General features: G+C 64.1%; 21 protein-coding genes. 7 read left to right on the top strand and 14 right to left on the bottom strand.

The window, feature by feature from the left end; all coding sequences use genetic code 11:
• Positions 1-117: 117 nt before the first annotated feature.
• The 5 genes from ntrX to dusB form a co-directional block, all read right to left on the bottom strand.
• Positions 118-1,515, bottom strand: a complete 1,398-nt coding sequence (ntrX, locus tag ACXJ16_RS04970) for a nitrogen assimilation response regulator NtrX (RefSeq protein ID WP_132469775.1) — start codon at positions 1,513-1,515, stop codon at positions 118-120.
• Positions 1,516-1,573: 58 nt separating this feature from the next.
• Positions 1,574-3,748, bottom strand: coding sequence for a sensor histidine kinase (locus ACXJ16_RS04965; RefSeq protein ID WP_324699051.1), 2,175 nt, complete (start codon positions 3,746-3,748; stop codon positions 1,574-1,576).
• Between the two features lie 111 nt (positions 3,749-3,859).
• Positions 3,860-5,275: a sigma-54-dependent transcriptional regulator gene (locus tag ACXJ16_RS04960; protein WP_185997387.1), complete on the bottom strand. Its 1,416-nt coding sequence runs from the start codon at positions 5,273-5,275 to the stop codon at positions 3,860-3,862.
• Positions 5,272-6,399 (bottom strand): two-component system sensor histidine kinase NtrB, encoded by a 1,128-nt coding sequence (locus ACXJ16_RS04955; protein ID WP_185997386.1) that lies wholly within the window; start codon positions 6,397-6,399, stop codon positions 5,272-5,274. Before ACXJ16_RS04955 ends, ACXJ16_RS04960 begins: the two co-directional genes overlap by 4 nt.
• Positions 6,396-7,439 carry a tRNA dihydrouridine synthase DusB gene (gene dusB, locus ACXJ16_RS04950; RefSeq protein ID WP_463921509.1) on the bottom strand — a complete coding sequence of 348 codons (1,044 nt, stop codon included), beginning with the start codon at positions 7,437-7,439 and terminating at the stop codon, positions 6,396-6,398. The genes ACXJ16_RS04955 and dusB overlap by 4 nt, the downstream gene beginning before the upstream one ends.
• A 100-nt stretch (positions 7,440-7,539) precedes the next feature.
• On the opposite strand from dusB, the gene ACXJ16_RS04945 reads away from it, so the two are divergent.
• From ACXJ16_RS04945 to ACXJ16_RS04935, 3 genes are read left to right on the top strand one after another with little or no spacing between them, the layout of a single operon-like run.
• The gene (locus ACXJ16_RS04945; RefSeq protein WP_324695283.1) at positions 7,540-8,724 is read left to right on the top strand and encodes a bifunctional 2-C-methyl-D-erythritol 4-phosphate cytidylyltransferase/2-C-methyl-D-erythritol 2,4-cyclodiphosphate synthase; all 1,185 of its coding nucleotides are present in this window, start codon (positions 7,540-7,542) and stop codon (positions 8,722-8,724) included.
• A 10-nt stretch (positions 8,725-8,734) separates the two neighbouring features.
• Positions 8,735-9,292 carry a hypothetical protein gene (locus ACXJ16_RS04940; protein ID WP_324695285.1) on the top strand — a complete coding sequence of 186 codons (558 nt, stop codon included), beginning with the start codon at positions 8,735-8,737 and terminating at the stop codon, positions 9,290-9,292.
• 1 nt (position 9,293) lies between these two features.
• Positions 9,294-9,821: a CinA family protein gene (locus tag ACXJ16_RS04935; RefSeq protein ID WP_132469772.1), complete on the top strand. Its 528-nt coding sequence runs from the start codon at positions 9,294-9,296 to the stop codon at positions 9,819-9,821.
• A gap of 42 nt (positions 9,822-9,863) precedes the next feature.
• Here the strand turns inward: ACXJ16_RS04935 and ACXJ16_RS04930 are convergent, their stop codons facing one another.
• Both ACXJ16_RS04930 and lipA read right to left on the bottom strand, forming a co-directional pair.
• Positions 9,864-10,304, bottom strand: coding sequence for a type II toxin-antitoxin system RatA family toxin (locus tag ACXJ16_RS04930; RefSeq protein ID WP_054437784.1), 441 nt, complete (start codon positions 10,302-10,304; stop codon positions 9,864-9,866).
• Positions 10,305-10,320: 16 nt separating this feature from the next.
• Positions 10,321-11,274: a lipoyl synthase gene (gene lipA / locus ACXJ16_RS04925; RefSeq protein WP_463921758.1), complete on the bottom strand. Its 954-nt coding sequence runs from the start codon at positions 11,272-11,274 to the stop codon at positions 10,321-10,323.
• Positions 11,275-11,358: 84 nt separating this feature from the next.
• Here lipA and ACXJ16_RS04920 point away from each other — a divergent pair, with 84 nt between their 5' ends.
• Entirely contained in the window at positions 11,359-12,027 is a 669-nt protein-coding gene (locus tag ACXJ16_RS04920) for a carbonic anhydrase (protein ID WP_054437788.1), read from the top strand.
• An 80-nt stretch (positions 12,028-12,107) separates the two neighbouring features.
• Here the strand turns inward: ACXJ16_RS04920 and ACXJ16_RS04915 are convergent, their stop codons facing one another.
• Entirely contained in the window at positions 12,108-13,457 is a 1,350-nt protein-coding gene (locus ACXJ16_RS04915; RefSeq protein WP_324695289.1) for a hypothetical protein, read from the bottom strand.
• A gap of 317 nt (positions 13,458-13,774) precedes the next feature.
• Between ACXJ16_RS04915 and gyrA the strand changes: the two genes are divergently transcribed.
• Both gyrA and ACXJ16_RS04905 read left to right on the top strand, forming a co-directional pair.
• Positions 13,775-16,603 carry a DNA gyrase subunit A gene (gyrA, locus tag ACXJ16_RS04910; RefSeq protein ID WP_324695291.1) on the top strand — a complete coding sequence of 943 codons (2,829 nt, stop codon included), beginning with the start codon at positions 13,775-13,777 and terminating at the stop codon, positions 16,601-16,603.
• On the top strand, positions 16,600-16,944 hold the full coding sequence (locus ACXJ16_RS04905; RefSeq protein ID WP_324695294.1) for a DUF952 domain-containing protein: 345 nt from the start codon (positions 16,600-16,602) through the stop codon (positions 16,942-16,944). Before gyrA ends, ACXJ16_RS04905 begins: the two co-directional genes overlap by 4 nt.
• 4 nt (positions 16,945-16,948) lie before the next feature.
• Here ACXJ16_RS04905 and ACXJ16_RS04900 read toward each other — a convergent pair whose 3' ends face one another.
• Positions 16,949-17,578: a hypothetical protein gene (locus ACXJ16_RS04900; protein WP_324695296.1), complete on the bottom strand. Its 630-nt coding sequence runs from the start codon at positions 17,576-17,578 to the stop codon at positions 16,949-16,951.
• A gap of 99 nt (positions 17,579-17,677) precedes the next feature.
• Between ACXJ16_RS04900 and trmFO the strand changes: the two genes are divergently transcribed.
• The gene (gene trmFO, locus ACXJ16_RS04895; RefSeq protein WP_324695298.1) at positions 17,678-19,027 is read left to right on the top strand and encodes a methylenetetrahydrofolate--tRNA-(uracil(54)-C(5))-methyltransferase (FADH(2)-oxidizing) TrmFO; all 1,350 of its coding nucleotides are present in this window, start codon (positions 17,678-17,680) and stop codon (positions 19,025-19,027) included.
• A 40-nt stretch (positions 19,028-19,067) separates the two neighbouring features.
• On the opposite strand, the gene ACXJ16_RS04890 is transcribed toward trmFO, so the two are convergent.
• From ACXJ16_RS04890 to ACXJ16_RS04870, 5 genes are all read right to left on the bottom strand, one after another.
• Positions 19,068-19,535 carry an EF-hand domain-containing protein gene (locus ACXJ16_RS04890; RefSeq protein WP_324695300.1) on the bottom strand — a complete coding sequence of 156 codons (468 nt, stop codon included), beginning with the start codon at positions 19,533-19,535 and terminating at the stop codon, positions 19,068-19,070.
• 83 nt (positions 19,536-19,618) lie between these two features.
• Entirely contained in the window at positions 19,619-20,299 is a 681-nt protein-coding gene (locus tag ACXJ16_RS04885; protein ID WP_324695302.1) for a hypothetical protein, read from the bottom strand.
• Between the two features lie 124 nt (positions 20,300-20,423).
• Positions 20,424-21,785 (bottom strand): pyruvate dehydrogenase complex E1 component subunit beta, encoded by a 1,362-nt coding sequence (locus ACXJ16_RS04880; protein ID WP_463921505.1) that lies wholly within the window; start codon positions 21,783-21,785, stop codon positions 20,424-20,426.
• Positions 21,785-22,870, bottom strand: a complete 1,086-nt coding sequence (gene pdhA, locus ACXJ16_RS04875) for a pyruvate dehydrogenase (acetyl-transferring) E1 component subunit alpha (protein ID WP_185997376.1) — start codon at positions 22,868-22,870, stop codon at positions 21,785-21,787. Before pdhA ends, ACXJ16_RS04880 begins: the two co-directional genes overlap by 1 nt.
• A 161-nt stretch (positions 22,871-23,031) precedes the next feature.
• Positions 23,032-23,358: an FtsB family cell division protein gene (locus ACXJ16_RS04870; protein WP_243692748.1), complete on the bottom strand. Its 327-nt coding sequence runs from the start codon at positions 23,356-23,358 to the stop codon at positions 23,032-23,034.
• Positions 23,359-23,448 lie beyond the last annotated feature (90 nt).

Raw genomic sequence — 23,448 nt, 5'->3', positions numbered from 1 at the left:
GCAATGCAGTAAACGCGAAAAATGTAGCATTCTTGTGACAGGTGCCCGGATACACTTGATGGAGGATGCGTCCGGGCCATGCCGTGGCCTTGAAAAATCGCGGTAACTTGCGGTTCTTCAGGCCTGTTCCTCGCTTTCGTGTTCCCCTTCGCGGCGCTCGGCCATGCCCAGGAGCTTCAGTTTCCGGTGGAGCGCCGAACGTTCCATGCCGATGAAGGAGGCGGTCTTCGAGATATTGCCCGAAAATCGGCGGATCTGGACACGCAGGTACTCGCGCTCGAAGCTTTCCCGTGCTTCGCGCAAGGGGGCGCTCATCATCACCGTGACGCCGGCGTCGCCGCCGCCGCGGCTGTTGAAGATTTCCGGCGGCAGCATGTCGGCATCGATCCGCGCCAGCTTCTCGCGCGGGGCCATGATGACAGTCCGCTCGACCACATTGCGCAGTTGCCGCACGTTGCCGGGCCATTCATATGCCTGGAGCGCGGTCATCGCCTCTCCGGTGACTTGCGGCGGGGGAACCCCCTGCTCGTTGGCATAGCGCGCGAAGAAATGGTCGATCAGGGCGGGAATGTCGTCCCGCCGCTCCCGCAAGGCCGGGATCGTTACCGGCACCACGTTGAGGCGATAGAACAGGTCTTCGCGGAAGCGCCGCTCGGCGATTTCCTTTTCCAGATCGCGCGAGGTCGAGGATACGACCCGAACATCGACGCGAATCTGGCGGGTGCCGCCAACCCGGACGAACGCCTGATCGGTCAGGACCCTCAGGATGCGGGCCTGCGTGGACAGCGGCATGTCGGCCACTTCGTCGAAATAGAGCGTGCCGCCATCCGCTGTTTCCAGAAGCCCCGGCCGGATCAGGGCGCCGTCCGCTTCCTCCCCGAACAGTTCCTGCTCGAAGCGTTCCGGCGTGATCCGCGCGGAATTGACGCTGACGAAAGCGTTCCCGGCCCGCGCGCTCCAGGCATGGAGCTGGCGCGCGGCCACTTCCTTGCCCGAACCGGCCGGTCCGGTGATGAGCAGGCGGCTTCCGGTGTTGGCCACCCGCTTGAGGGTGGCGCGGACCTGATTGATCGAGCCGCTCGACCCGGTGAACTCCTCACCCATCGAGAAGTCGTGCCGAAGCTGCGCGTTCTCGCGGCGCAGGCGCTCTGTCTCGGTGGCACGGCCGACGAGATGGAGCAGCTTCTCCGCCTCGAACGGCTTTTCGATGAAGTCCACCGCGCCCCGGCTGATCGCGGCCACGGCTGTATCGATGTTCCCATGACCTGAGAAGATGATGACCGGCAGTTCCGGTTCGCGCGCCTTGATCGCATCCAGCACTTCCAGACCGTCCATAGGGCTGCCGTGCAGCCAGACGTCGAGGAGGACCAGCGAGGGACGGCGGGCGTCGATGGCGTCAAGCGCGGAACCGCTGTCGCCCGCAGTGCGGCATTCGTAGCCTTCATCGCTGAGAACGCCGGCCACCAGTTCGCGGATGTCGCGTTCGTCGTCCACGATCAGGATTTCTAGAGCCATGGCAATGTCTTCTTGGTCAGGAGGATGGGAGTGGCAGGCAGGGTGCGGCAAGCCGGGATCATTCGGCGGCCTCCTGCTTGCGTGTATGGGCGAGCGGATCGGTGGCGAAGCGCATGGTTACCGTCGTGCCGCCGCCGGCGGTCGGCAGGAACAGCATTTCGCCGCCATGCTCTTCGATGATCTTGTTCACGATGGCGAGACCGAGGCCGGTGCCCTTCTCTCGCGTGGTGACGTAAGGTTCGATAATGCGTTCGCGGTCCTGCGAAAGTCCGATGCCGTTGTCGGCAATGCGGACGAGGATCGCCTCGGGCAGCGCCTCCACGGTGACGGCGATTGCGCCGCGATAGTCGGCCGGGGCATCCTTGGCCTTCGCCTCGATGGCCTCGACCGCGTTCTTCAGCACGTTGGTCATCGCCTGGCCATACTGGTGCCGGTCGCAGTCGATCGAGCCGATGGCGGGATCGCCGGCGAAGCTGAAGGCGATATCCGGCCTTGCGACTTCCTGGAGGAACAGTGCCTGCCGGGTCAGCGCAACCGGATCTTCGGCGCGGAACACCGGCTTCGGCAGGCGGGCGAAGGAGGAGAACTCGTCGACCATCTTGCGAAGATCGCCCACCTGGCGAATGATCGTGCGCGTAAGGTCTTCGAATAGCTCGGGATTGTCGACGATCTGCTTGCGATAGCGCCGGCTGAGACGTTCGGTGGCAAGCTGGATCGGCGTGAGCGGGTTCTTGATCTCGTGGGCGATGCGGCGGGCCACGTCGGACCATGCCGCCGTGCGCTGGTCGAGCAGCTGGCGGGTGATGTCCTCGAACGTGATGACATGCCCGGTCACGTCGCGCGTCACCTTGACGGCGAAGGTCAGCAGGTCTCCGTGGCGGTTGTACTGGACCAGCCCGCCAGAGCCACCCTGCTCGATCAGGGCGGCAAACTGCGGCGCCAGATCGGAAAGCGGCATGTCTTCCGGCAGTTCGGAGCGCTGGGTCAGGAGCTTCTGCGCCGTGCTGTTCATCAGCAGGATGCGCCCTTCCGTATCGAGCGAGATGATGCCCGAGGTCACCGATTCCAGCACCGCTTCGATGAACACGCGGCGTTCGTGAAGCTGGCGGTTGGCCCCCAAAAGAGCCTGGGTCTGCTTTTCGATCTGCGCGGTCATGCGGTTGAACGCGCGATTGAGCAGGCCGATCTCGTCAGCGCCGGTACGGCCTTCGATCCGCAAGGCGAAGTTGCCGCTGCCAACCCTTCGAGCCGCATCGACGAGTTCGTAGAGCGGCTTGACCTGACGGTCGGCGAAGCGGAGCGCGAACCATACGGCAAGCCCGACGAGTGCCAGCGACGCAACGAACAAAGCCACGTTGAAGCGCAGCTGGAGTACGCGGGCGCGGCTCGTCAGCACTTCGTAGGCCTGGACGATGTTCTCCGCGTTTTCGGCGCGCTGCCCCTGGCTGAGTGCGAGCAGGTCCGAACTGCGGGCGGCATAAAGATAGACGCCTGCCTCCCGTTCGATCGGCACGACGGCCACCACCCGGTCGGCGTTCGAGGTTACGACCAGCGGCTCCCCTTTGTTGAGGCGGGCCTGGACTTCGGGAGTGATTCGCTTGTCATCGGTCTTCCCCTCGGGATCGACGATGATCGGCGTGCGCTGGCTACCGTCGTTCGCGACCTGGATGATCGCGGCTACCGACAGGTTGCGGCGGACCACCTGGCTGGCGAAGAACTGCTGGAAATAGGCGCTGGCAACCGGCGATTCGCCGAGAGTGACGCGGGTGTCGTTGGCCATGGCGGCGGATTCGTAGCCGACGTCACGCTGGGTCTGCTCGTAGTAGCCGCGCGCCAGCTTGTTCGCATTTTCCAGCAGCCCGCGCGAGGAGTCCGAGAACCAGAATTCGACGCCGGACTGGAACAGCCAGGACGCGAAAACCACCACCAGCAGCGTGGGAACGGCCGAAATCAGCGAGAAGATGAACACCAGGCGGACGTGCATCTGGCCGGTGCCGCCAATGTTTTCGGCGGCGCGGCGCAGTGCCATCCGGCGCCCCAGCAGCACGAGGATGGCCATGGCCGGAACCAGCGTGCCGACCAGCAGCGTTGCCGTGAGGTTGGAGGGCAGCAATTGCCCCTTGTCCCGCGAATTCAGCGCGACCCAGGTGATGCCGGTCATCACCAGGAAAGCGACGATCGAGAGCACTTCCATCATCGCGAAGAAGTTCGCGCGGCGGGCTGCAACCTGCATGCGCCGCCACCATCGTGGCCAGGCGCGTTTGTGGATCATGATCTCGCTCATCGTTGCGCTGTTACAACGCCGGTGTTGCCTGTTTGCAAGAGCAAATCCATCAATGCCCGATCAGGAACGACGAGTGAAGTCCTCGGGGTCGAGTGCAAGCTCGCCAAGACGTTTGCGCAAGGTGTTGCGATTAATCCCGAGTGCCTGGGCTGCACGAAGCTGGTTTCCGCCTGTCTCTTTAAGCACTTCCGCAAAAAGCGGACGCTCGAATGCGGCTGCCGCCGTTTCGTAGATCGTGCCGTTCGCCGGGCGCGTAGCAGCCAGCCAGCGGCTGACCGCCTGCGCGATGTCGTCGGGTTCGCTGACGTCAGCAGGCGCCGACGAAGTATCCGCGGCCAGCAAAGGCAGGATGCTCTCGGGATCGATCGCATCCTCGCGTGCCAGCAGGGCAAGCCGGTAGATGAAATTCTTGAGCTCGCGCACATTGCCGCGCCAGGGCTGGCGGCTGAGCAGTTCCGCCGCTTCGGCGGTCAACTGCCGGCGCGGCAGCCCCTCGTTGGCGGCGTGCTGGAGGAAATGGCGGGCCAGTACCTCGATGTCGTCCCGGCGGTCGCGCAGCGGCGGCATATGGATCGGCACGACATTGAGTCGGTAGTACAGGTCTTCGCGGAAGCGCCCGGCAGCGATCTCCGGCTCCAGATCCTTGTTGGTGGCAGCGATTATGCGCACGTCCAGCCTTATCTCGTCCCGCCCGCCGACACGCCGCACCGTCCCCGACTGGAGCGCCCGCAACAGGCGGGTCTGGGCCTGCATCGGCATGTCGCCGATTTCGTCGAGGAACAGGGTGCCGCCCGCTGCCTGCTCGAACTTGCCGACATGCCGGGCGACCGCGCCGGTAAAGGCGCCCTTTTCATGGCCGAACAGCTCGCTCTCGATCAGCTCGGCCGGAATTGCCGCCGTGTTCACGGCGATGAACGGACCTGCCCGGCGGTGCCCGAGATTGTGGACCGCTTCCGCCACCAGTTCCTTGCCGGTGCCGGATTCGCCAAGGATCAGCACGGTCAGATCGTTGCGCAGGACGCGCGTGATCATGCGGAATACCGTTTGCATGGCAAGGCTGCGGCCGACCAGCGGCAGGCCGTCGCCCAGCGGTTCGTCGCCTTCGGGGGCGCTGCCCTGCCCTGCACCTGCCGCCTGGCGCACGGTTCGGGCCAGTTCGTCGATATCGAAGGGCTTGGGGAAGTACTCGAAGGCCCCGGTATCGGTTGCGCGAACGGCGGTATCGAGGGTGTTCTGGGCCGAAAGGATGACGATCGGCATCGCCGGATGCAGCGCCCTTACCCGGTCGATCGTCTCGATTCCGTCGCCGTCAGGCAGCATGACGTCGGTGACGAGGGCCTGATAGCTGCCCTCGCCCAGCAGCCGGTCCCGCTCGCCGATCGACTGGCAATGGACGACGGTGAAACCCTCGGCCTCCAGCGCGGCGGTAATGACGATGGCGATCGAAAGGTCGTCCTCGACGAGCAGCACGCTCATGCAGCCGGCCTCCTTCTGGTTGAGCGGCTGCGGGTTTCGCGGGCCAGGGGCAAGTGGACACGGAAATGGGTGAACCCGCCTTCCTCGTCGCGTTCGTGCGTGATGCGTCCGTTCATGTCGCGCACCAGCTTGCGTACGAGGGGAAGGCCCAGCCCCTGACCAGACTTCTTGGTGGTGACGAAGGGCTCGAAGATATGATCGCGCATCGCCGGCTCCACGCCCGGCCCATTGTCCGACACGCGCAGTTCCACCGGCAGGCGCACCGGCTCTCCGGAATCGCTGGTGTGGAGCTGGAGGCCGCTGGCGAAGCGCGTGCGGATCGTCACGCGGGGCGCCTGTTCGGCGGCGCAGGCCTCGGAAGCATTGGCCACGAGGTTGATGATGACCTGCACCAGCGCATCCGGGCTGCCGAGCACGGCGGGCAGCGAAGGGTCGAATTCCTCGACAAGACGCACCCGCTCCGGCGCATCACCGCGCGCGGCGGACATCACGTTGATCGCGCGCCGCGCGGCTTCGTGAAGGTTGCAGGGTTCGACCGGCGGAGCCGTGCGGCGGCTGAGCTTCTGCATCTGGTCGATCAGATTGGCGATGCGATCGACTTCGAGCGTGATAAGCTCGGTCAGTGCGCGGTCCTTGTCCTCGATCTTGCGGGCAAGGAGCTGGGCCGCGCCGCGAATGCCGGCCAGAGGGTTCTTGATCTCGTGAGCCATGATTTCCGGCCCGCGCAGCACTGCATTGTCCGGGCCTCCGGAATCGTCGCCCAGCGCCTCGGTGGCGGTGTTGTCATGGATCGTAAGCACCTGCCAGCCCGGCGTATCGGCCACTGGGGCGACGTTGATGTCGATCCTTCGTGCGCCCTTGCCCTTGAGCGTGACCACGACTTCGCGCGCCGAAACCGGCGTTTCATAATCGTCGAGACGCTCCAGCAGGAGCTGGTCGGAAAACGTCAGGATCTCGCGCAAGGGCGTACCGACCAGCAAGCGCAGCGATTGCCCGAAGAACTGCTCGGCGGCGGGGTTGAGCGATGCGATCCGCAGCCCCGGTTCCAGCAGCACGACAGCCTGGGGAAGGCTTGCGAGAAGCCGCGAAGCCGCGGGCAAGGCCGTGTGCGGCGCGAGGCTCATGCAGCCTGACGGTCTGCCGATGCGGTTTCGCTGCCCTGATCGCGGTAAGGCGCATAGAATTCGGCTAGCAGACGCAGCACTTCGTCAGGATCGTTGACGAAATTGATGCGGTTGCGGAACTCGGCCGAACCCTTGATGCCCTTGATGTACCATCCCAGGTGCTTGCGGGCCATCTTCACGCCCGTATCGCTGCCGTAGTGGGAGAGCATGTCCTCGTAGTGTTCGCGGATGATTTCGTACTGCTTGCCGAAACCGGGCTCTTCCATAAGCCCGTTGCCGCGCCACCACTGCATGACTTTGGCGAGAATCCACGGCTTGCCGTAAGCGCCGCGACCGATCATCAGGCCGTCGGCACCGGACTGTTCCAGCGCCCTGGCGGCATCCTCGATATTCAGGATATCGCCATTGACGATGACCGGGATCGAGACCGCGTCCTTCACGCCGCGCACGAAAGCCCAGTCGGCCGAGCCCTTGTACATCTGGTTGCGGGTGCGGCCGTGGACGGTGATCATCTTCGCACCGAGATCCTCGGCGATCCGCGCGAGTTCGGGGGCGTTGAGACTGTCATGGCACCAGCCCATGCGCATCTTCACGGTGACGGGAACCTTCACGGCCTTGACCGTGGCTTCGATCAGCCGGGTTGCGAGAGGAATGTCGCGCATGAGCGCCGATCCGGCATCGCCGTTGACGACCTTGCGGACCGGGCAGCCCATGTTGATGTCGATGATGGCGGCGCCCCGATCCTCGACGAGTTTGGCGGCTTCGGCCATCTGTTCCGGCTCGCAGCCGACGAGCTGCATCGAAACCGGATCCTCGATCTGGTCCCACATGGCCTTCTGAAGCGAAACGCGCGTCTCACGGATGGCGGCCGGGCTGGCGATCATCTCGGTGACGTTCAGACCTGACCCGAATCCGCGCACCATGCGGCGGAACGGCAAATCGGAAACGCCCGTCATCGGGGCGAGCACGACCGGACAGTCGATCGTCACGGGACCGACTTCGATCGGCTTCAGAGCCGGAGGAGTAGGCAGTGTGTTCATTGCGCGAGCCCGGAATTGCCTAAAAAACGTATAGTGCCTAAAAAACAGGCAGCGCATAGTGGATTGCCCTCGCCTCGGCAAGCGATTACCGGCAACGACAATGTCGCAAGACCTGTCAGAAACGCTCCCGCGTCCCGCCGAACATCCCCGCACAGCCGCTATCGTGGTGGCTGCAGGCAAAGGACTGCGCGCAGGCCAGCCTGTTCCCAAGCAATTTGCGCTCTGGCGCGGCAAGCCGGTGGTTCGCCATTCGGCCGAAGCGCTGGCCCGCGCGGGGGTTTCGCCGATTCTCGTCGTGATCCCCCAGGGCGCCGAGGAAATCGCCGCCGAAGCGCTGGCCGGCATCCCCGGTGTCCAGTTGGCGAACGGCGGCGAAACCCGGCAGAAATCGGTCAGACTCGGGCTCGAAGTGCTTGTGAGCAGCCATCCCGACCGGGTTCTGATCCACGACGCGGCCCGGCCGATTCTCCCTGGCCCCGTGATCGACAGGCTGATGGATGCCCTGGCGGTTCATGAGGCGGCGATTCCCGTGCTGACCGTCGTGGACAGCCTCGCTCACGCCGAGCCCGGCGAGGTTTGGCAGATGATGGGCGCCCCTGCCCGCCGCGAGGATCTTCGCCGCGTACAGACCCCTCAGGCCTTCCGCTTCCCCGAAATCCTCGCCGCCCACCGCGCATGGGACGGGCCGACCACCGCCGGAGACGACGCGCAGGTGGCGCAGGCGTCCGGCATGGGTATCGCGCTCGTCGAAGGAGACGAAGCCTTGCACAAGCTGACATATGCCGCGGACTTCGCCGGCGCCCTGCCGCCGATCCGCGTCGGCACCGGTTATGACGTCCACCGTCTGGAAGAAGGCGAGGAACTCTGGCTTTGCGGCGTGAAGATCGCCCATACCCACGGACTATCCGGCCATAGCGATGCCGATGTCGCCATCCACGCGCTGGTCGACGCTTTACTCGGCGCCGTGGGCAAGGGCGACATCGGCCAGCACTTCCCGCCCAGCGACCCCCAGTGGAAGGGCGCTGCATCCGACCGGTTCCTGGCACATGCCGCGAAGCTCGTGGCCGAGGCCGGCTATGCGCTTGGCAATGCGGACGTGACGATCATCTGCGAAGCGCCCAAGATCGGCCCGCACCGCGAAGCCATGCGGGCTCGCCTCGCCGAAATCCTCGGCGCCGATCCCTCCCTTGTCAGCGTGAAGGCAACCACGACCGAGAAGCTGGGTTTCACTGGCAGGGCAGAGGGAATCGCCTGCCAGGCTGCGGTCAGCCTGGTCAGGATTTAAGGAGCCTACGATGCCTGCTTTCCGCAAGATGCTCACTTTAGCCGCGGTGTCCGCGCTCGCGATCCTGCCCGGCGTGGCAAGTGCCCAGCAGTCCGCCTGCCTGACCAAGGTCGAGGCGCGATCCCTGTTCGGCTATGCCCTTCCCCAGGTCATTTCCGGCACCAGCAAACGGTGCGCCCAGGTCTTGCCCAGCGATTCCTACCTGCGCAATCACGGCGCCGAACTCGTCGCCCGCTATACGGCGCAGAAAAGTCGTTACTGGCCTGAAGCCAAGATCGCCTTCCTAAAGCTGGGCGAAGGCAAGGATGCGCAAGTCGGCCAGTTCGCGCGCAATCTTCCCGACGAATCGCTTCGTCCGCTCGTCGACATCACTGTCGAGGGGATGGTCTCGCAGGGTCTTCCGCTGAAATCCTGCGACAAGGTCGATCTCGCGCTCGACCTGCTCTCCCCTCTCCCGCCCGAAAACACCGCCGGCCTCATCGCGCTGCTCATCGAAGTCACCTCGAAGGCTGACGAAGTGGCGCCCGGCAAGGCGAAGCTCGGCGGCTTCACTCTCTGCAAGGACTGACATGTCTGGCAACATCCTATTCCCGCAGGACCTCTACGATCTCGCCGTGCGCGTGATCGCCGAAAACAAGGCGATCGGCCGCAAGGTCGCACTGGCCGAGAGCTGCACGGGTGGCCTCGTCTGCGCCGCGCTGACCGAAGTGGCCGGCTCCTCCGCCGTGCTCGACCGCGGATTCGTGACCTATTCGAACGAATCGAAGCAGGAGATGCTGGGGGTCGCGTCGGATATCATCGACACGCTTGGCGCGGTTTCACCGGCTACGGCATGGGCGATGGCGCAAGGGGCGATCACGCACAGCAATGCCGACGTGGCGGTCGCGATCAGCGGCATTGCCGGGCCCGAAGGCGGCAGCGAACTCAAGCCGGTGGGAACCGTGGTCTTCGCCCGCGCGCATCGCGGCGAGGAAGAGGTCCATGCCGAACAGAAGCTGATCGAAGGTGCGAACCGCGCTGAAATCCGCCACCACGCGGCAGTGGTCGCGCTGGAACTGCTGCTGCCTGGAACCGAGTTGCCCGCCTACGCGGACTGAGCGTTCATCGTCCCGGATCGCTCCGGGACGATGCCTGTCCGGTCAGACCGGTTCGCCGTAAAGTTCGTGGGCGCGGGTTTCGAAGGCGGCCACCATCTTGCGGAAGGCCTTGTCGAAATACTGGCCTGCCAGCTTCTCGAACAGGGCGTTGCGGAAGCTGAAGCGCACGTCGAATTCGATATCGCAGCTATGCGCATCGACCGGATGGAACGTCCAGTGGTTGTGCAGGTCCTTCATCGGCCCGTCGACATAGTGGACCTTGATCTCGCGCGCGCGAACCTTCTCGACGCGCGAGGTGAACTTTTCGCGCAGGGCCTTGAAGCCGACCAGCATGTCCGCGACCATTTCGGTTCCGGTGTCGGACTTCACCCGGGTGGCGACCACCCAGGGCAGGAATTCCTGATAACGGCCGACATCGGCTACGAGGTCGAACATCTGCTCGGCGCTGTAGGGCAAGCGCTGGGTTTCGTGGATTCCGGGCACAGTAACGTCTTTCGGCTCAGCGCGGCGTCTTTGTCAGCGCGGTCTTGGCCAGTTGCGCTTCGCGGGCGGCGCGCATTTCGGCGAAATCCTTGCCGGCATGATAGCTCGAACGCGTCAGCGGCGAGGATGCGACCTGCAGGAAACCCTTCGCACGGGCGATGGCGCCATAGGCATCGAACGCCTTGGGGGTCACGAATTCCTTGACCTCGGCGTGCTTCGGCGTGGGACGCAGGTACTGACCCATGGTCAGGAAATCGATATCGGCGCAGCGCATGTCATCCATGACCTGGTGGACTTCGAGGCGCTCCTCGCCCAAGCCCAGCATCACGCCGGACTTGGTGAAGATCTTCGGATCGTGGGCCTTGACCTCTTCCAGCAGGCGCAGTGACGCATAGTAACGGGCGCCGGGGCGGATGGTGGGATAAAGGCGGGGCACGGTCTCGAGGTTGTGGTTGTAGACGTCGGGGCCGGCCGCCACGATCGCCTCGATCGCGCGGCGCATCTTGCCGCGGAAATCGGGCGTGAGAATTTCGATCGTGGTCGACGGAGTCGCGGCGCGCAGGGCCTGGATCACCTTCACGAACTGGTGGGCGCCGCCATCGGGCAGGTCGTCCCGGTCGACCGAGGTGATGACGATGTGCTCAAGACCCGTCTTGAGCGCCAGTTCGGCGACATGTTCCGGTTCGGAAGGGTCCACGCGGCCGGGCATTCCGGTCTTCACATTGCAGAACGCGCAGGCGCGTGTGCAGGTGTCGCCCAGAATCATCACCGTGGCGTGCTTCTTCGTCCAGCATTCGCCGATGTTCGGGCAGGCCGCTTCTTCGCAGACCGTGTTGAGCTTGAGATCCCGCATGAGCTGGCGCGTTTCGCCATAACCCTTGCTGGTCGGCGCCTTGACGCGGATCCAGTCAGGCTTGCGCTGACGTTCGGGCTTCTGCTCGGGGCTCGGCACGGAGGAAAGGTCGTTCATGGCGTCCAGATAGTCGCAAGCTTGCCTGCTTGCCAGTGCGAATATCCGCTCTATGGGTTGCGTGCGTTTCAATGGAGGCAACCCATGACAGATTCCAACGCCCCGCAATCAGAACAACGCGTCCTCGATACCCTGATCGACGGCTATCGCCGGTTCCGCAACAGCGGGTGGAGCCCCCACCGAGAGCGTTGGGAGCGTCTCAGCGAGGGGCAGCAACCCGAAGTGATGATCGTGGCCTGTTCCGACAGCCGCGTTGACCCTTCGCAGATCTTCGACGTCGATCCGGGCGAAATCTTCGTGGTCCGCAATGTTGCGGCGCTCGTTCCGCCCTTCGAGACCACGCCCGGCCACCACGGTGTTTCCGCTGCTCTTGAATTCGCGGTACAGGTGCTGAAGGTGAAGGAAATCGTGGTCATGGGCCACGGCATGTGCGGCGGCTGCAAGGCGGCGCTCACGCAGGAGCTCCACGGCGCCGAGCCGGGACAAGGCGGTTTCATCGCTGACTGGATTTCGATGCTGGATGAGGCCCGCGCTCCCGTCGCCGCGCAATTCGGCACGACCGGACGCCCGGCCGAACGCCAGATGGAGCAGGCCGCGGTGCGCGTCAGCATCGACAATCTGATGACGTTCCCCTGCGTTCGCCACAAGGTGAAGACCGGTGAACTCAAGCTGCGCGGCGCGTTCTTCGCGATCTCAGACGGGCAGCTTCATCTGATGGATGACGCCAGCGGAAAATTCGCACCGATTTCCTGACCCTTCGGGAAACGGCAAAAGAAAAGGGCGGCGGGTTATTCCCGCCGCCCTTTTCGTGTTTTTGGCCAGGTTACGTCGGCTTACGAGGCCGGCGTAGCCTTGGAAGCGGCATAAGCCGACCAGAGCTTGGCGATCGGTGCGCGCGTGCCGGTGACCTTGGCGAGGCTGGCCTGCGCATCGGCGGCCTTGCCCTGCATGGCCTGAGCCATGCCGAGGCGGAGATTCGCCTTGTTGGCATCGACGCCGGGCTTGCCGAGCGCGACCTTGTAAAGTTCTTCGGCCTTCGCGTACTGCTCGTAGCTCAGGAAGACGTCCGCCGAGCCGGTCACGGAGGCGGCCGTTGCGGCAGGCTTGAGAGCGTCGCGTTCGGCGGCCGGAAGCGATGCCTTGTCCGCAGCAACGCGGCCAGCGCTGTTGGCACGGTCCTGGCCGACCTCGGCCTGGGTCAGAAGACCCTTCGCAAGGCCCTGGTCCATGACCTTGACGGCTTCGCCCGGGAACGCGCGCGGATCGACGTTCTGGATATATTCGAAGTAGTCCCGCTTGTCCTTCATCGAGCCCGTCGCGAACATCAGGCGCATCAGGTCGATGTTTTCCTGGTTCTGGAGCGAGGCAAGCTGGCGCACGATCGAGATCGAGATATTCCACGACGCCACGCTGGGGTAGTACTGCGCCAGCATGGCGGCATATTCGGTCGACGGCGCAAGTTGCTTGGCGTCGTAGGAGGCCTGGAGCGCGCTACGGATCGAGCTTTCGTTCGGCTTGGTGCCGTTTGCCTTCGCCGCCTCAAGCTCCTTCTGGACCATGGCCAGAGCCGCCTGCGGGTTGTTCGAACGCTTGTAGGAATCCGCCAGCAGCGGCTGGATCATGTTCTGCTGGTCACGGTAACCCGCGTCGAAGGACTGCTGGAGATAGCGTGCGGCAACGTCGTACTGCGCGCTCTGATAAGCGGTGACGCCGGCAAGATACTGGACCTGACCCAGCGTTTCCGGGCTGGTCTGGCCGCTGTCGAGCATCATGACGAGACCCTTGTGCTGCAAGGCGGGGTCATTCATCAGAACGCCGACATTGCGCGTCATCTCGCCCTGCTTGAGCTTGTCGATCGGCTGCTGCGCGGCTGCGCCCGCCGTCTGGAGCTGCGCCAGGATACCGCCCATGGCCGCGTCCACTTCGGCGCGCGCGGCAGCCTTCTCGGCATCCGTCTGCGCGGCCTTGGCCTTGTCCGAGGCGGCCTTCACTGCGGGATTTGCCTGGGCGTCGGCAATAGCCTTGTCCACCGGAGCGGCGACGGCGGCGTATTCCTTCGAGAACGTCGCCTTGGCAGGCGCCTTTTCCTTGGCGACAGCAGCCACGGGAGCAACCGCGGCGGCCATTCCGCCAGTCATGGCCACAGCCAGGGCAACACGGGAAATCAGGAACTTGCGAGCCATCCAGGCCTACTCCTCATCAAGACACGTGGAGGCGCGCCCGAAAGCGGGACTCCGTAAAAATTGCAGTGCCGGTTTGGCGTCGAATTGAACGCTTGGCAACCTCGCCCGGCGATTAGAAGGCCGCCACTGAACGCTGATTGAATGCAATTCGTCGCAGCCCGAACGGTTCCCTGCGCCTCGCAAGACCAACTCGCCCCATAAGTGTGGAAAAAGAGCGCCTCCTTGGCGCGGTGGCACCTGTTCAGGTGGCTTTCCCCCCGCGCATGTCCTAGGGCGATCCATCACCCTTTGTCCCGCAGCAACGAACGATCCAGCGCGTGAGCGACGACACCGACATTAACGGCCCCGAGCATATCGGTCCCGAAGGCGAATACACCCGCATCGACATCGTCGATGAGATGAAGACGAGCTATCTCGATTACGCGATGAGCGTGATCGTGAGCCGCGCCCTGCCCGACGTTCGCGACGGTCTGAAGCCGGTGCATCGCCGTATCCTCTACGCCTGCCAGGAAGCGGGCTACGTCGCCGGTCGTCCTTATCGCAAGTCGAGCCGTATCGTCGGTGACGTCATGGGTAAGTATCACCCCCATGGCGACAGCGCGATCTACGACGCGCTGGCGCGCATGACGCAGCCGTGGTCGATGCGACTGCCGCTGGTCGATGGTCAGGGCAACTTCGGCTCGATGGATCCCGATCCGCCGGCCGCCATGCGTTACACCGAAGCGCGCCTCGACAAGGTGGCGAACGAGCTTCTCTCGGACATCGACAAGAATACCGTCGATTTCGCCGACAACTACGACGGCTCCGAAAGCGAGCCCACCGTGCTTCCGGCGCGCTTCCCGAACCTGCTGGTCAACGGCGCGGGCGGCATCGCGGTCGGCATGGCGACCAACATCCCGCCGCACAACCTCGGCGAAGTCGTCGATGGCTGCCTTGCCATGATCGACAATCCGGGGATCACCACCGAGGAACTGATCCAGATCATTCCCGGGCCGGATTTCCCGACCGCACCGCTGATCCTGGGCCAGGGCGGCGCTCGCAACGCTTACCTCACGGGCCGCGGCTCGGTCATCATGCGTTGCCGTCACGAAATCGAAGAAGGCCGGGGCGACCGTCGCTCGATCGTGCTCACCTCGATCCCCTATCAGGTCGGCAAGTCCAACCTCGTCGAGAAGATCGCCGAGGCCGCCAAGGACAAGCGGATCGAGGGCATCTCGGACATCCGCGACGAATCGAACCGCGAAGGCATGCGCGTCGTCGTCGAACTGAAGCGCGACGCGACCCCCGAAGTCGTGCTCAACCAGATCTGGCGCAATACGCCCGCACAGTCGAACTTCGCGGCCAACATGCTGGCGATCCGCGGCGGACGTCCCGAAGTCTTCAACCTTCGCGACATCATCCACGCCTTCATCCAGTTCCGCGAAGAGGTCATCACCCGGCGCACCAAGTTCGAACTGAACAAGGCGCGTGACCGGGCGCATATCTTGCTCGGCCTTGTCGTTGCGGTGTCGAACCTCGACGAAGTCGTGGTGATGATCCGCAGTGCCCCGAACCCGGCCGAAGCGCGTGCGCGCCTGCTTGCGAAGGAATGGCCGATCGGGGACATTGCGCCCTACATCCGCCTCGTCGAGGCGATCGAGCCCGACGCGGAACAGGATGGCGGCTCCTATCGCTTGTCCGAAGTCCAGGTGAAGGCCATCCTCGACTTGCGCCTGCACCGCCTCACCGCGCTCGGCCGCGACGAGATCGGTGACGAGCTCAAGATCCTGGCCGCCGCGATCGAGGAATATCTCTCGATCCTCGCCGACCGCGTGAAGCTCTACGGCGTCATGCGCGGCGAACTGACCGCGGTTCGCGAACTCTATGCCACGCCCCGCGTCTCGCAGATCACCGGTGCCGCCGACGGCATCGAGGACGAGGACCTGATCGAGCGCGAGGAAATGGTCGTAACCGTCACGATGGACGGTTACATCAAGCGTACCCCGCTCTCGACCTTCCGCGCCCAAGCGCGCGGCGGCAAGGGCCGTGCAGGCATGTCCACGAAGGACGAGGATGTCGTGACGACGATGTTCGTCACGTCGACTCACAATCCTGTGCTGTTCTTCTCCACCGCCGGCAAGGTCTACCGCCTCAAGGTCTACAAGCTGCCCGAAGGCGGCCCGACCACGCGCGGCCGCCCCATCGTCAACCTCCTGCCGTCGCTGGACAAGGACGAGACGATCCAGACCGTCCTGCCATTGCCGGAAGATGAGAAGGAGTGGAGCAAGCTCTCGGTCGTATTCGCGACCGCGAAGGGCAATGTTCGCCGTAACTCCATGGACGCCTTCGCGAACATCCCGTCGAACGGCAAGTTCGCGATGAAGTTCGAACCCGACGCCGATGGCACGCCGAACGATGACCGCCTGATCGGGGTCGCCCTTCTCGCGCATTCGGACGACGTGCTGCTGGCAAGCCGCCAGGGCAAGGCGATCCGCTTTGCCGGTGAACTCGTTCGCGAATTCGCGAGCCGCACGTCCACCGGCGTCAAGGCGATGACCCTGAAGGACGGCGACGAGGTAATCTCGCTTTCGATCCTTCACCGCGTCGGCATGAAGGACCAGGACGAGCGCGATGCCTACCTGCGCTTCGCGCCGTGGAAGGGTGACAAGGACGGTGAAAACCCGATCGACGAGGAGCGTTTCGCGTATCTCGCCGAGAAGGAGCAGTTCATCCTCACCGTCTGTGCCAATGGTTACGGCAAGATGTCCTCCGCTTACGAATACCGCCGTACGGGCCGCGGCGGCCAGGGCATCACCAATATCGACAATATCGGCCGCAACGGTCTGGTCGTCGCCAGCTTCCCGGCCACCCGTGCCGACCAACTCATGCTGGTGACGGATCAGGCAAAGCTTATCCGCCTGCCGCTCGAATCACTGCGCGTGATCGGGCGCGGTTCGGCGGGCGTGCGCCTGTTCAACGTATCGGGTGACGAGCACGTCGTCAGCGCCGTGCGGCTTGATGAGCCGGCTGAAGAAGAAGTGCTGGAGGGCGAGGCACCTTCGGCCGATGGCGCTGCAGCCGCCCAGACCGCGCCTGACGCCACCGAAGGCGATACGCCGCAAGCCGACACTGCCGAAGACAGTGATTCTTCGGAAGACGAAGAGTGAGCGATACCGTCGCCTACAAGATTCTGAACGGGGAGCAGCTTGAACGGCTGCTCTCCGACGGGGTCTTCACCGGCGCGCCTGTCGATCTGGCGGACGGTTACATCCATATGTCGACCGCCGATCAGGCGCAGGAAACGCTGGACAAGCACTTCGCCGGACAGACCGGCCTCGCTATTGCCGTGGTAGACCTCGGCGTGCTGGGCGATGCGGTGAAGTGGGAAGTCTCGCGTGGCGGCGCGCTGTTTCCGCACATCTATGCCGATCTTCCGCTCTCTGCCGTGCTTGCTCACGGGCCCGTGGTTCGTGGTGATGACGGGAATCTGATCCTGCCCCCGGCCTGAACGTTCAGTCCGGGCGTGACCGCAATTCGCCGGTCACCCCCGTTGCCAGCACCAGATTTCCGACAAAGAACAGTGGCCAGGCGAATTGCCAGGACGGCCATTCCAGCGCGATCAGGCAGGCCACGACCACGATCAGCGCGCCGCTTCCGACCCGCGCACGCACGAAAGTGCTGGCCCAGGCGCTTGCCGCCATCCCGCCGAGTGCCAGCCCTTGAAATGCCGGCGCCGCTCCTCGGTCGGTGTTCGTCAGTAACAGGAAAACAAGCGGGGTCAGCAGTAGCAGCGCTGTGGCGAAGATCTTCCGGGCCATCGCAAGATCGCGGCGCAAATGGTTCAGAAACAGAGCAATTCCCATGACGTGCCCGATAATCATCAGAACCGTGGCCGGGTAGTCGTAGAGGTCATGGAGCGCCGCACCTGTCCCTTCCAACACCAGCATCGCAGCCAGAGTCCGGGTGTCCTTCCCGCGATGCCGCAAGACCGCATAAACGGCCAGAAGGAGGAAAGGCAGCGCCTTGAGCGCCAGCAGATAAAGCCCCGGCATCGTGCTGTTGCGACACCATAGGAACAGAACCGCCGCGACTATGGCCGCAAGCAGCCAGGGGCGGCGTTCGATCAGGGCGCGCTTGGGCATTCGCTGAACTCTCCGGTTGCGGCGCGGCTTCGGGATTTGCCTTTTTAGCCGCAGCACCACCCTTCCCTGATGCCACGCAAAGGTCTAGGCGCAAGCGCCATGACACAAGACGTCCACATCATCGGCGGCGGCCTGGCCGGCAGCGAGGCCGCCTGGCAACTTGGGCGGCGCGGTTTCCGCGTCCGTCTCTCGGAAATGCGCGGAACCGGAGAGCGTAGCCCCGCCCACCAGGGCGACGGTCTGGCAGAACTGGTCTGCTCCAATTCCTTCCGCTCCGACGACCACGAGAAGAACGCCGTAGGCCTGCTGCACCATGAGATGCGCGGCTGCGATTCGCTGATCATGTCTGCCGCGGCCAAGGCACAGGTGCCTGCCGGTTCGGCACTGGCAGTGGACCGCGATGTCTTCTCCGCCGAAGTGGAAGCTCGGCTGTCGGCCTTGCCCAATGTCGAGATCGTGCGAGAGCGGATCGACACGCTCCCCGAAACCGGAACGACCATCGTTGCCACCGGTCCGCTGACGGCGGAAATGCTCGCCGGCAGCATCGGCCGCGCGACCGGAGCTGACAGCCTTGCCTTCTTCGACGCCATAGCGCCGATCGTTTATCGTGACTCGATCGACATGGACGTATGCTGGATGGCTTCCCGCTGGGACAAGGGCGAAACCAAGGACTACATCAACTGCCCGATGGACAAGGACCAGTACCTTGCGTTCCATCAGGCCCTCCTCGACGGCGAGAAGACCGCCTTCAAGGAATGGGAAGAAAATACCCCCTACTTCGACGGATGCATGCCTATCGAGGTCATGGCCGAGCGCGGCGTCGAAACGCTGCGATTCGGACCGATGAAGCCGGTCGGGCTCGACAACCCGCACTGGGCGACCCCGGAACATCCCAATGGCCGCTGGGCCTATGCGGTCGTCCAGCTCCGCCAGGACAACAAACTCGGCACGATCTGGAACATGGTCGGCTTCCAGACCAAGCTGAAGCATGCCGAGCAGGTTCGCCTGTTCCGAACGATCCCGGGCCTGGAGAATGCCGAATTCGCGCGGCTCGGCGGACTTCACCGTAACACGTTCCTCAACTCGCCGATCCTGCTGGACCGCCAGCTTCGCCTCAAGACCGCACCCCATGTGCGGTTCGCAGGCCAGATCACCGGCTGCGAAGGCTATGTCGAAAGCGCCGCAGTGGGGCTGATGGCCGGACTGATGACGGCAGCCGAACTCTCCGGTCGGGACTGGCAGACGCCGCCGCGAACGACGGCACTGGGCGCTCTGCTCTCCCACATCACCGGCGATGCCGAGGCGGAGACCTATCAGCCGATGAACGTGAATTTCGGCTTGTTCCCGCCGCTTCACGACGTGAAGAAGAAGCAGCGCAAGGAAGCCTATACCTCGCGCGCCAAGGAAGAGATCGCGCCCTGGCTTGAAGGTCTGGTGCCGACAGCCTGACCTCGAAATCCTAGCGTCCCGGACTCGATCCGGGACGTCTCTAGGATCCGCAACTGCACTTGGGTTTGGGCTTGGCCGGGGGCGGCGCGGTCTTTCTGAATTCGCCCGGTGTCAGCGATTGATCGCGATTCGTATCGGCGCCATCGAATTTCGTGACGGTCGCGACCGCCCATTCCTCAAACGTCAGCAGGTTGTTGCCGTCCTTGTCGAGCTTTCGGAAGGCATCGACTCGTGTCGACAGCATTTCGTTGCGGGTGATCCGGCCGTCGCGGTCACGATCGTAGCGGCCAAAGCGGCGCTGTTCGCGCGTCTGCTCGGTAGCTTCCGGAAGGTCCGGCCCTTCAATGTCGGTGAGATCAGCACTTGGCACGCTCTGCGGGTCAGGTGGAGCGACCGACGCCAGCGGCAACGGCGCTGCCTTTTCCACCTCGGCCCGGCCCTGTAGCCAGAACAGACCCAGCGACAGCATCACGAACACCGTGAGGCCGCCGAGGATGAAGCGCTGCATCGCCAAATCTCCCTCAAACGCGCGCGGCTTATCCGCTTACTGCCGCGCCATCGGGAAATTACATCTCTGTTATCGTTGGAATGTCAGCGGCCAAGCAGGCCGATGCGCATGGCCTTGAAGACACTGCGCGCCGATCCGCTGCCGCCGCGAGCCAGATTGTCCCGGGCCAGCCCTTCAAGGACGGCCAATGGACGCAGGCTCCTCGAAACGCGTGGGGACGCACCCTTTTCTCCCTGGACAAGTCGGCGCACGACCACGCTTTCGCCAGGATGATTGAGCTTGGTCGCAAGATCCGCAAGGGCCCAGCGCCGCCCCAGGACCAGCGCCGCATCTGCCTCGTCTTCCCGGCCAAGCGTTCTTGCAAGCGCGGCGAATGCGGCAGCCCGCCCGTCGACCATCTCCTCAAGCACGGCCGGAGCAAGCGGAGCTTCGCCGGTGAGCGCCTCCCAGCCATTCACCAGCGGGACGAGCATGGCGTTCGCGCCTTTCCAGCTACGCAGCACCGCAAGCAGGGGCTCACCCTCAGGCCATTCGCTGGCGTCGCGTCCCAGCGTTTCCCGCCACCAGGCAAGCCGGATCTGCGCCATCATCGGCTCGCGCGAATGCCGCAAAAGCCCTGCAAGGCGTTGATCGAGCGCGAGCAGTGCCAAAGTCGGCAGACGTGCGCGAGATGGCGCATAGGCGAGCGCCAGTTGCATGGTCTGCGGCAGCATCGGCAGAAGCTGATCTTCCGGGCGGCTTTCGGGGGCGGGTTGCTTGGGCACGGCGTCTCTCTAGCCCGCCCTGCCCCTTGCGCAAGTGCGTAACACGCCAAACGCAAGACGGCGGCGGAACCTTCGTTCCGCCGCCGTCTCGATTGTCACTGCCTGGGCAGCTTCAGCGCAAGGATCAGCGATAGCAGACCTTGCGGACAGCCTCGACGATGCGCGGCGTGTCGATCAGCGCAAGCTTTTCGAGGTTGGCCGCGTAAGGCAGCGGCACGTCCTCGTTGCAGACGCGGACAACCGGTGCGTCGAGGTTGTCGAAGCCTTCCTCCATGCAGATCGCGGAAATTTCCGAAGCGATCGAGCAAACCGGGAAGCCTTCTTCCGCAACGACGATGCGGTTGGTCTTGGCAAGGCTCGCCAGCACCGTTTCCTTGTCGAGCGGGCGCAGGGTGCGAAGGTCGATGACTTCGGCATCGATGCCTTCACCGGCCAGCTGCTCGGCCGCTTCGAGAGCGAGGCCGACGCCGATCGAGTAGGACACGATGGTCACGTCCTTGCCTTCGCGCATGATCCGCGCCTTGCCGATCGGCAGGACGTGATCGTCGAGTTCGGGCAGTTCGAAGGTACGGCCGTAGACCAGTTCGTTCTCAAGGAACACGACCGGGTCTTCGCTACGGATCGCCGCCTTCAGCAGGCCCTTGGCGTCCGACGCGTCGTAAGGCGCGATCACGACGAGGCCGGGCACGTTGGCATACCACGGGCCGTAGTTCTGCGAGTGCTGCGCGCCGACGCGCGATGCCGCGCCGTTGGGGCCGCGGAACACGATCGGGCACCGCATCTGGCCGCCCGACATGTAGTTGGTCTTGGCCGCCGAGTTGATGATGTGATCGATCGCCTGCATGGCGAAGTTGAACGTCATGAACTCGATCACCGGACGCAGACCGCCCATGGCGGCGCCGGTGCCGATGCCGGCAAAGCCATATTCGGTGATCGGCGTATCGATCACGCGCTGCGGGCCGAACTCTTCCAGCAGACCCTGGGTAACCTTGTAGGCACCCTGATATTCGGCGACTTCCTCACCCATGACGAAGACGCGCGGATCGCGGCGCATTTCCTCGGCCATGGCGTCGCGCAGTGCTTCGCGGACGGTCGAGGTCTTCATGTTGGTGCCGAAGGGAACTTCGGGATCCTTCTTCGCGGGAGCCGGTGCCGGTGCTTCGGCCTTGACAGCCAGCGCGGCTTCGGCGGCGGGAGCAGCCTCTGCCTTGGGGGCCGGAGCGGAAACCGCCGAAGCGTCTTCGCCTTCACCGGCGAGCACGGCGATCACCGTGCCGACCTTCACGCCCTCGGTGCCTTCGGCCACGAGGATCTTGCCGACGGTGCCCTCGTCGACGGCTTCGAATTCCATCGTCGCCTTGTCGGTTTCGATTTCAGCCAGGATATCACCGGAAGCGACTTCGTCGCCTTCCTTGACCAGCCAGCGGGCAAGCTTGCCCTCTTCCATCGTCGGAGAGAGCGCCGGCATCTTGAGTTCGATCGCCATCAGTAGCGCTCCACCAGGACGTCAGTATAGAGTTCGGAAAGTTCGGGCTCGGGCGAGTTTTCCGCGAAGTCGGCCGATTCCGCGACCTGCGCGCGGACGCGCTTGTCGATTTCCTTCAGCGCGGCCTCGTCCACGCCAAGGGCGACGAGGTCGTTCTTCACGTGCTCGATCGGATCGCGCTTCTCGCGCACGTCCTGCACTTCCTCGCGGCTGCGATACTTGGCAGGGTCGGACATCGAGTGACCGCGATAACGGTAGGTGTTCAGTTCCATGAGAACCGGGCCATTGCCGGCGCGCACGTATTCCAGCGCCAGTTCGGCCGCCTTGCGGACTTCGAGCACGTCCATGCCGTCAACCTGCATGCCGGGAATCCGGAATGCGGTGCCGCGGCGGTAGAAGTGCGTTTCAGCCGAACCGCGTTTCACGGCGGTGCCCATGGCGTAGCCGTTGTTCTCGATCACGAAGATGATCGGGAGCTTCCAGAGAGCCGCCATGTTGAAGCTCTCGTAGACCTGGCCCTGGTTGGCAGCGCCGTCACCGAAGTAGGCCATCGCGACGCCGCCGTCTTCACGGTACTTGTGCGCGAAAGCGAGACCTGCGCCGAGCGAGACCTGCGCGCCGACGATGCCGTGGCCGCCGTAGAACTTATGCTCCACGCTGAACATGTGCATCGAGCCGCCCTTGCCGCGCGAGATACCCGCGGCGCGGCCGGTCAGTTCGGCCATGATCACCTTGGGGTCGATACCATAGGCAAGCATGTGGCCATGGTCGCGATAACCGGTGATGACCGAGTCGCGGTTGGAATCGAGCGCGGACTGAAGGCCCACGGCAACGGCTTCCTGGCCGATGTAAAGGTGACAGAAGCCGCCGATCAGGCCGAGGCCGTAAAGCTGGCCTGCCCTTTCCTCGAAGCGACGGATAAGAACCATCTGCTCGTAAAGGTTGAGCAGTTCCTCCTTGTTCGGCGTGTAGCGCCGGTCGGCCGCGAGTGCCTCCTGGAGGCTGTGCAGCGCGAAGTCTTCGTCCTGTGCCGGAGTTACGGCAGGCTCGGCGCCGGAACCGGCGTCAATCTTGGCTTTGGGCAACGGGACTCCCCATCGTTGGTGCGATTGATTTCGGGCCGCTTATAGGACCCCGCGCGGAAATCGAAAGCGCGTTGAAGGAAATTTGCCGCCAATGGCACAAAAATTATGGCTGCCCGCAATGCAGCAGCCACAAACTGCGCCGAAAACCGGCGCGGACGGCTTCATTTGCCGATGAGCATGACCATTTCGTCAGGACGGGCAACATTGAGGTTGCTGCGCAGCAGTTCGCCGGCAAGATCGGGATCGACGCGGCGCTGGTCCAGCAGGTTCACGCGGTTCTTCAGGCGATCCCGGTCGAGACGCAGTTCCGCCAGCTTGACGCGGCGTTCTTCCAGGAGATGCTGGTTCTCGGTCCAGGCGATGATGCCGCTAGGCCCCGCGATCACGAACGCCCCCATCAGCAGCAGCACCGCAAGAGCGATGCCCTGGACCAGGCGTTCCTTGGCGAGGCTGGCTTCCTGTCGCATGATCTTGGGCTGGGACCTCATGGATATCGATAGAATCACAAGTGATTCCGCGTTGCAAGCCGAAACAATAACCGATTCGCGGCGATGCGGAACAGGCTTGCGGCACGCCAG

The organism is Novosphingobium sp. TK71, from assembly GCF_055361505.1.
This window is presented reverse-complemented; position numbering and strand designations above follow the sequence as displayed.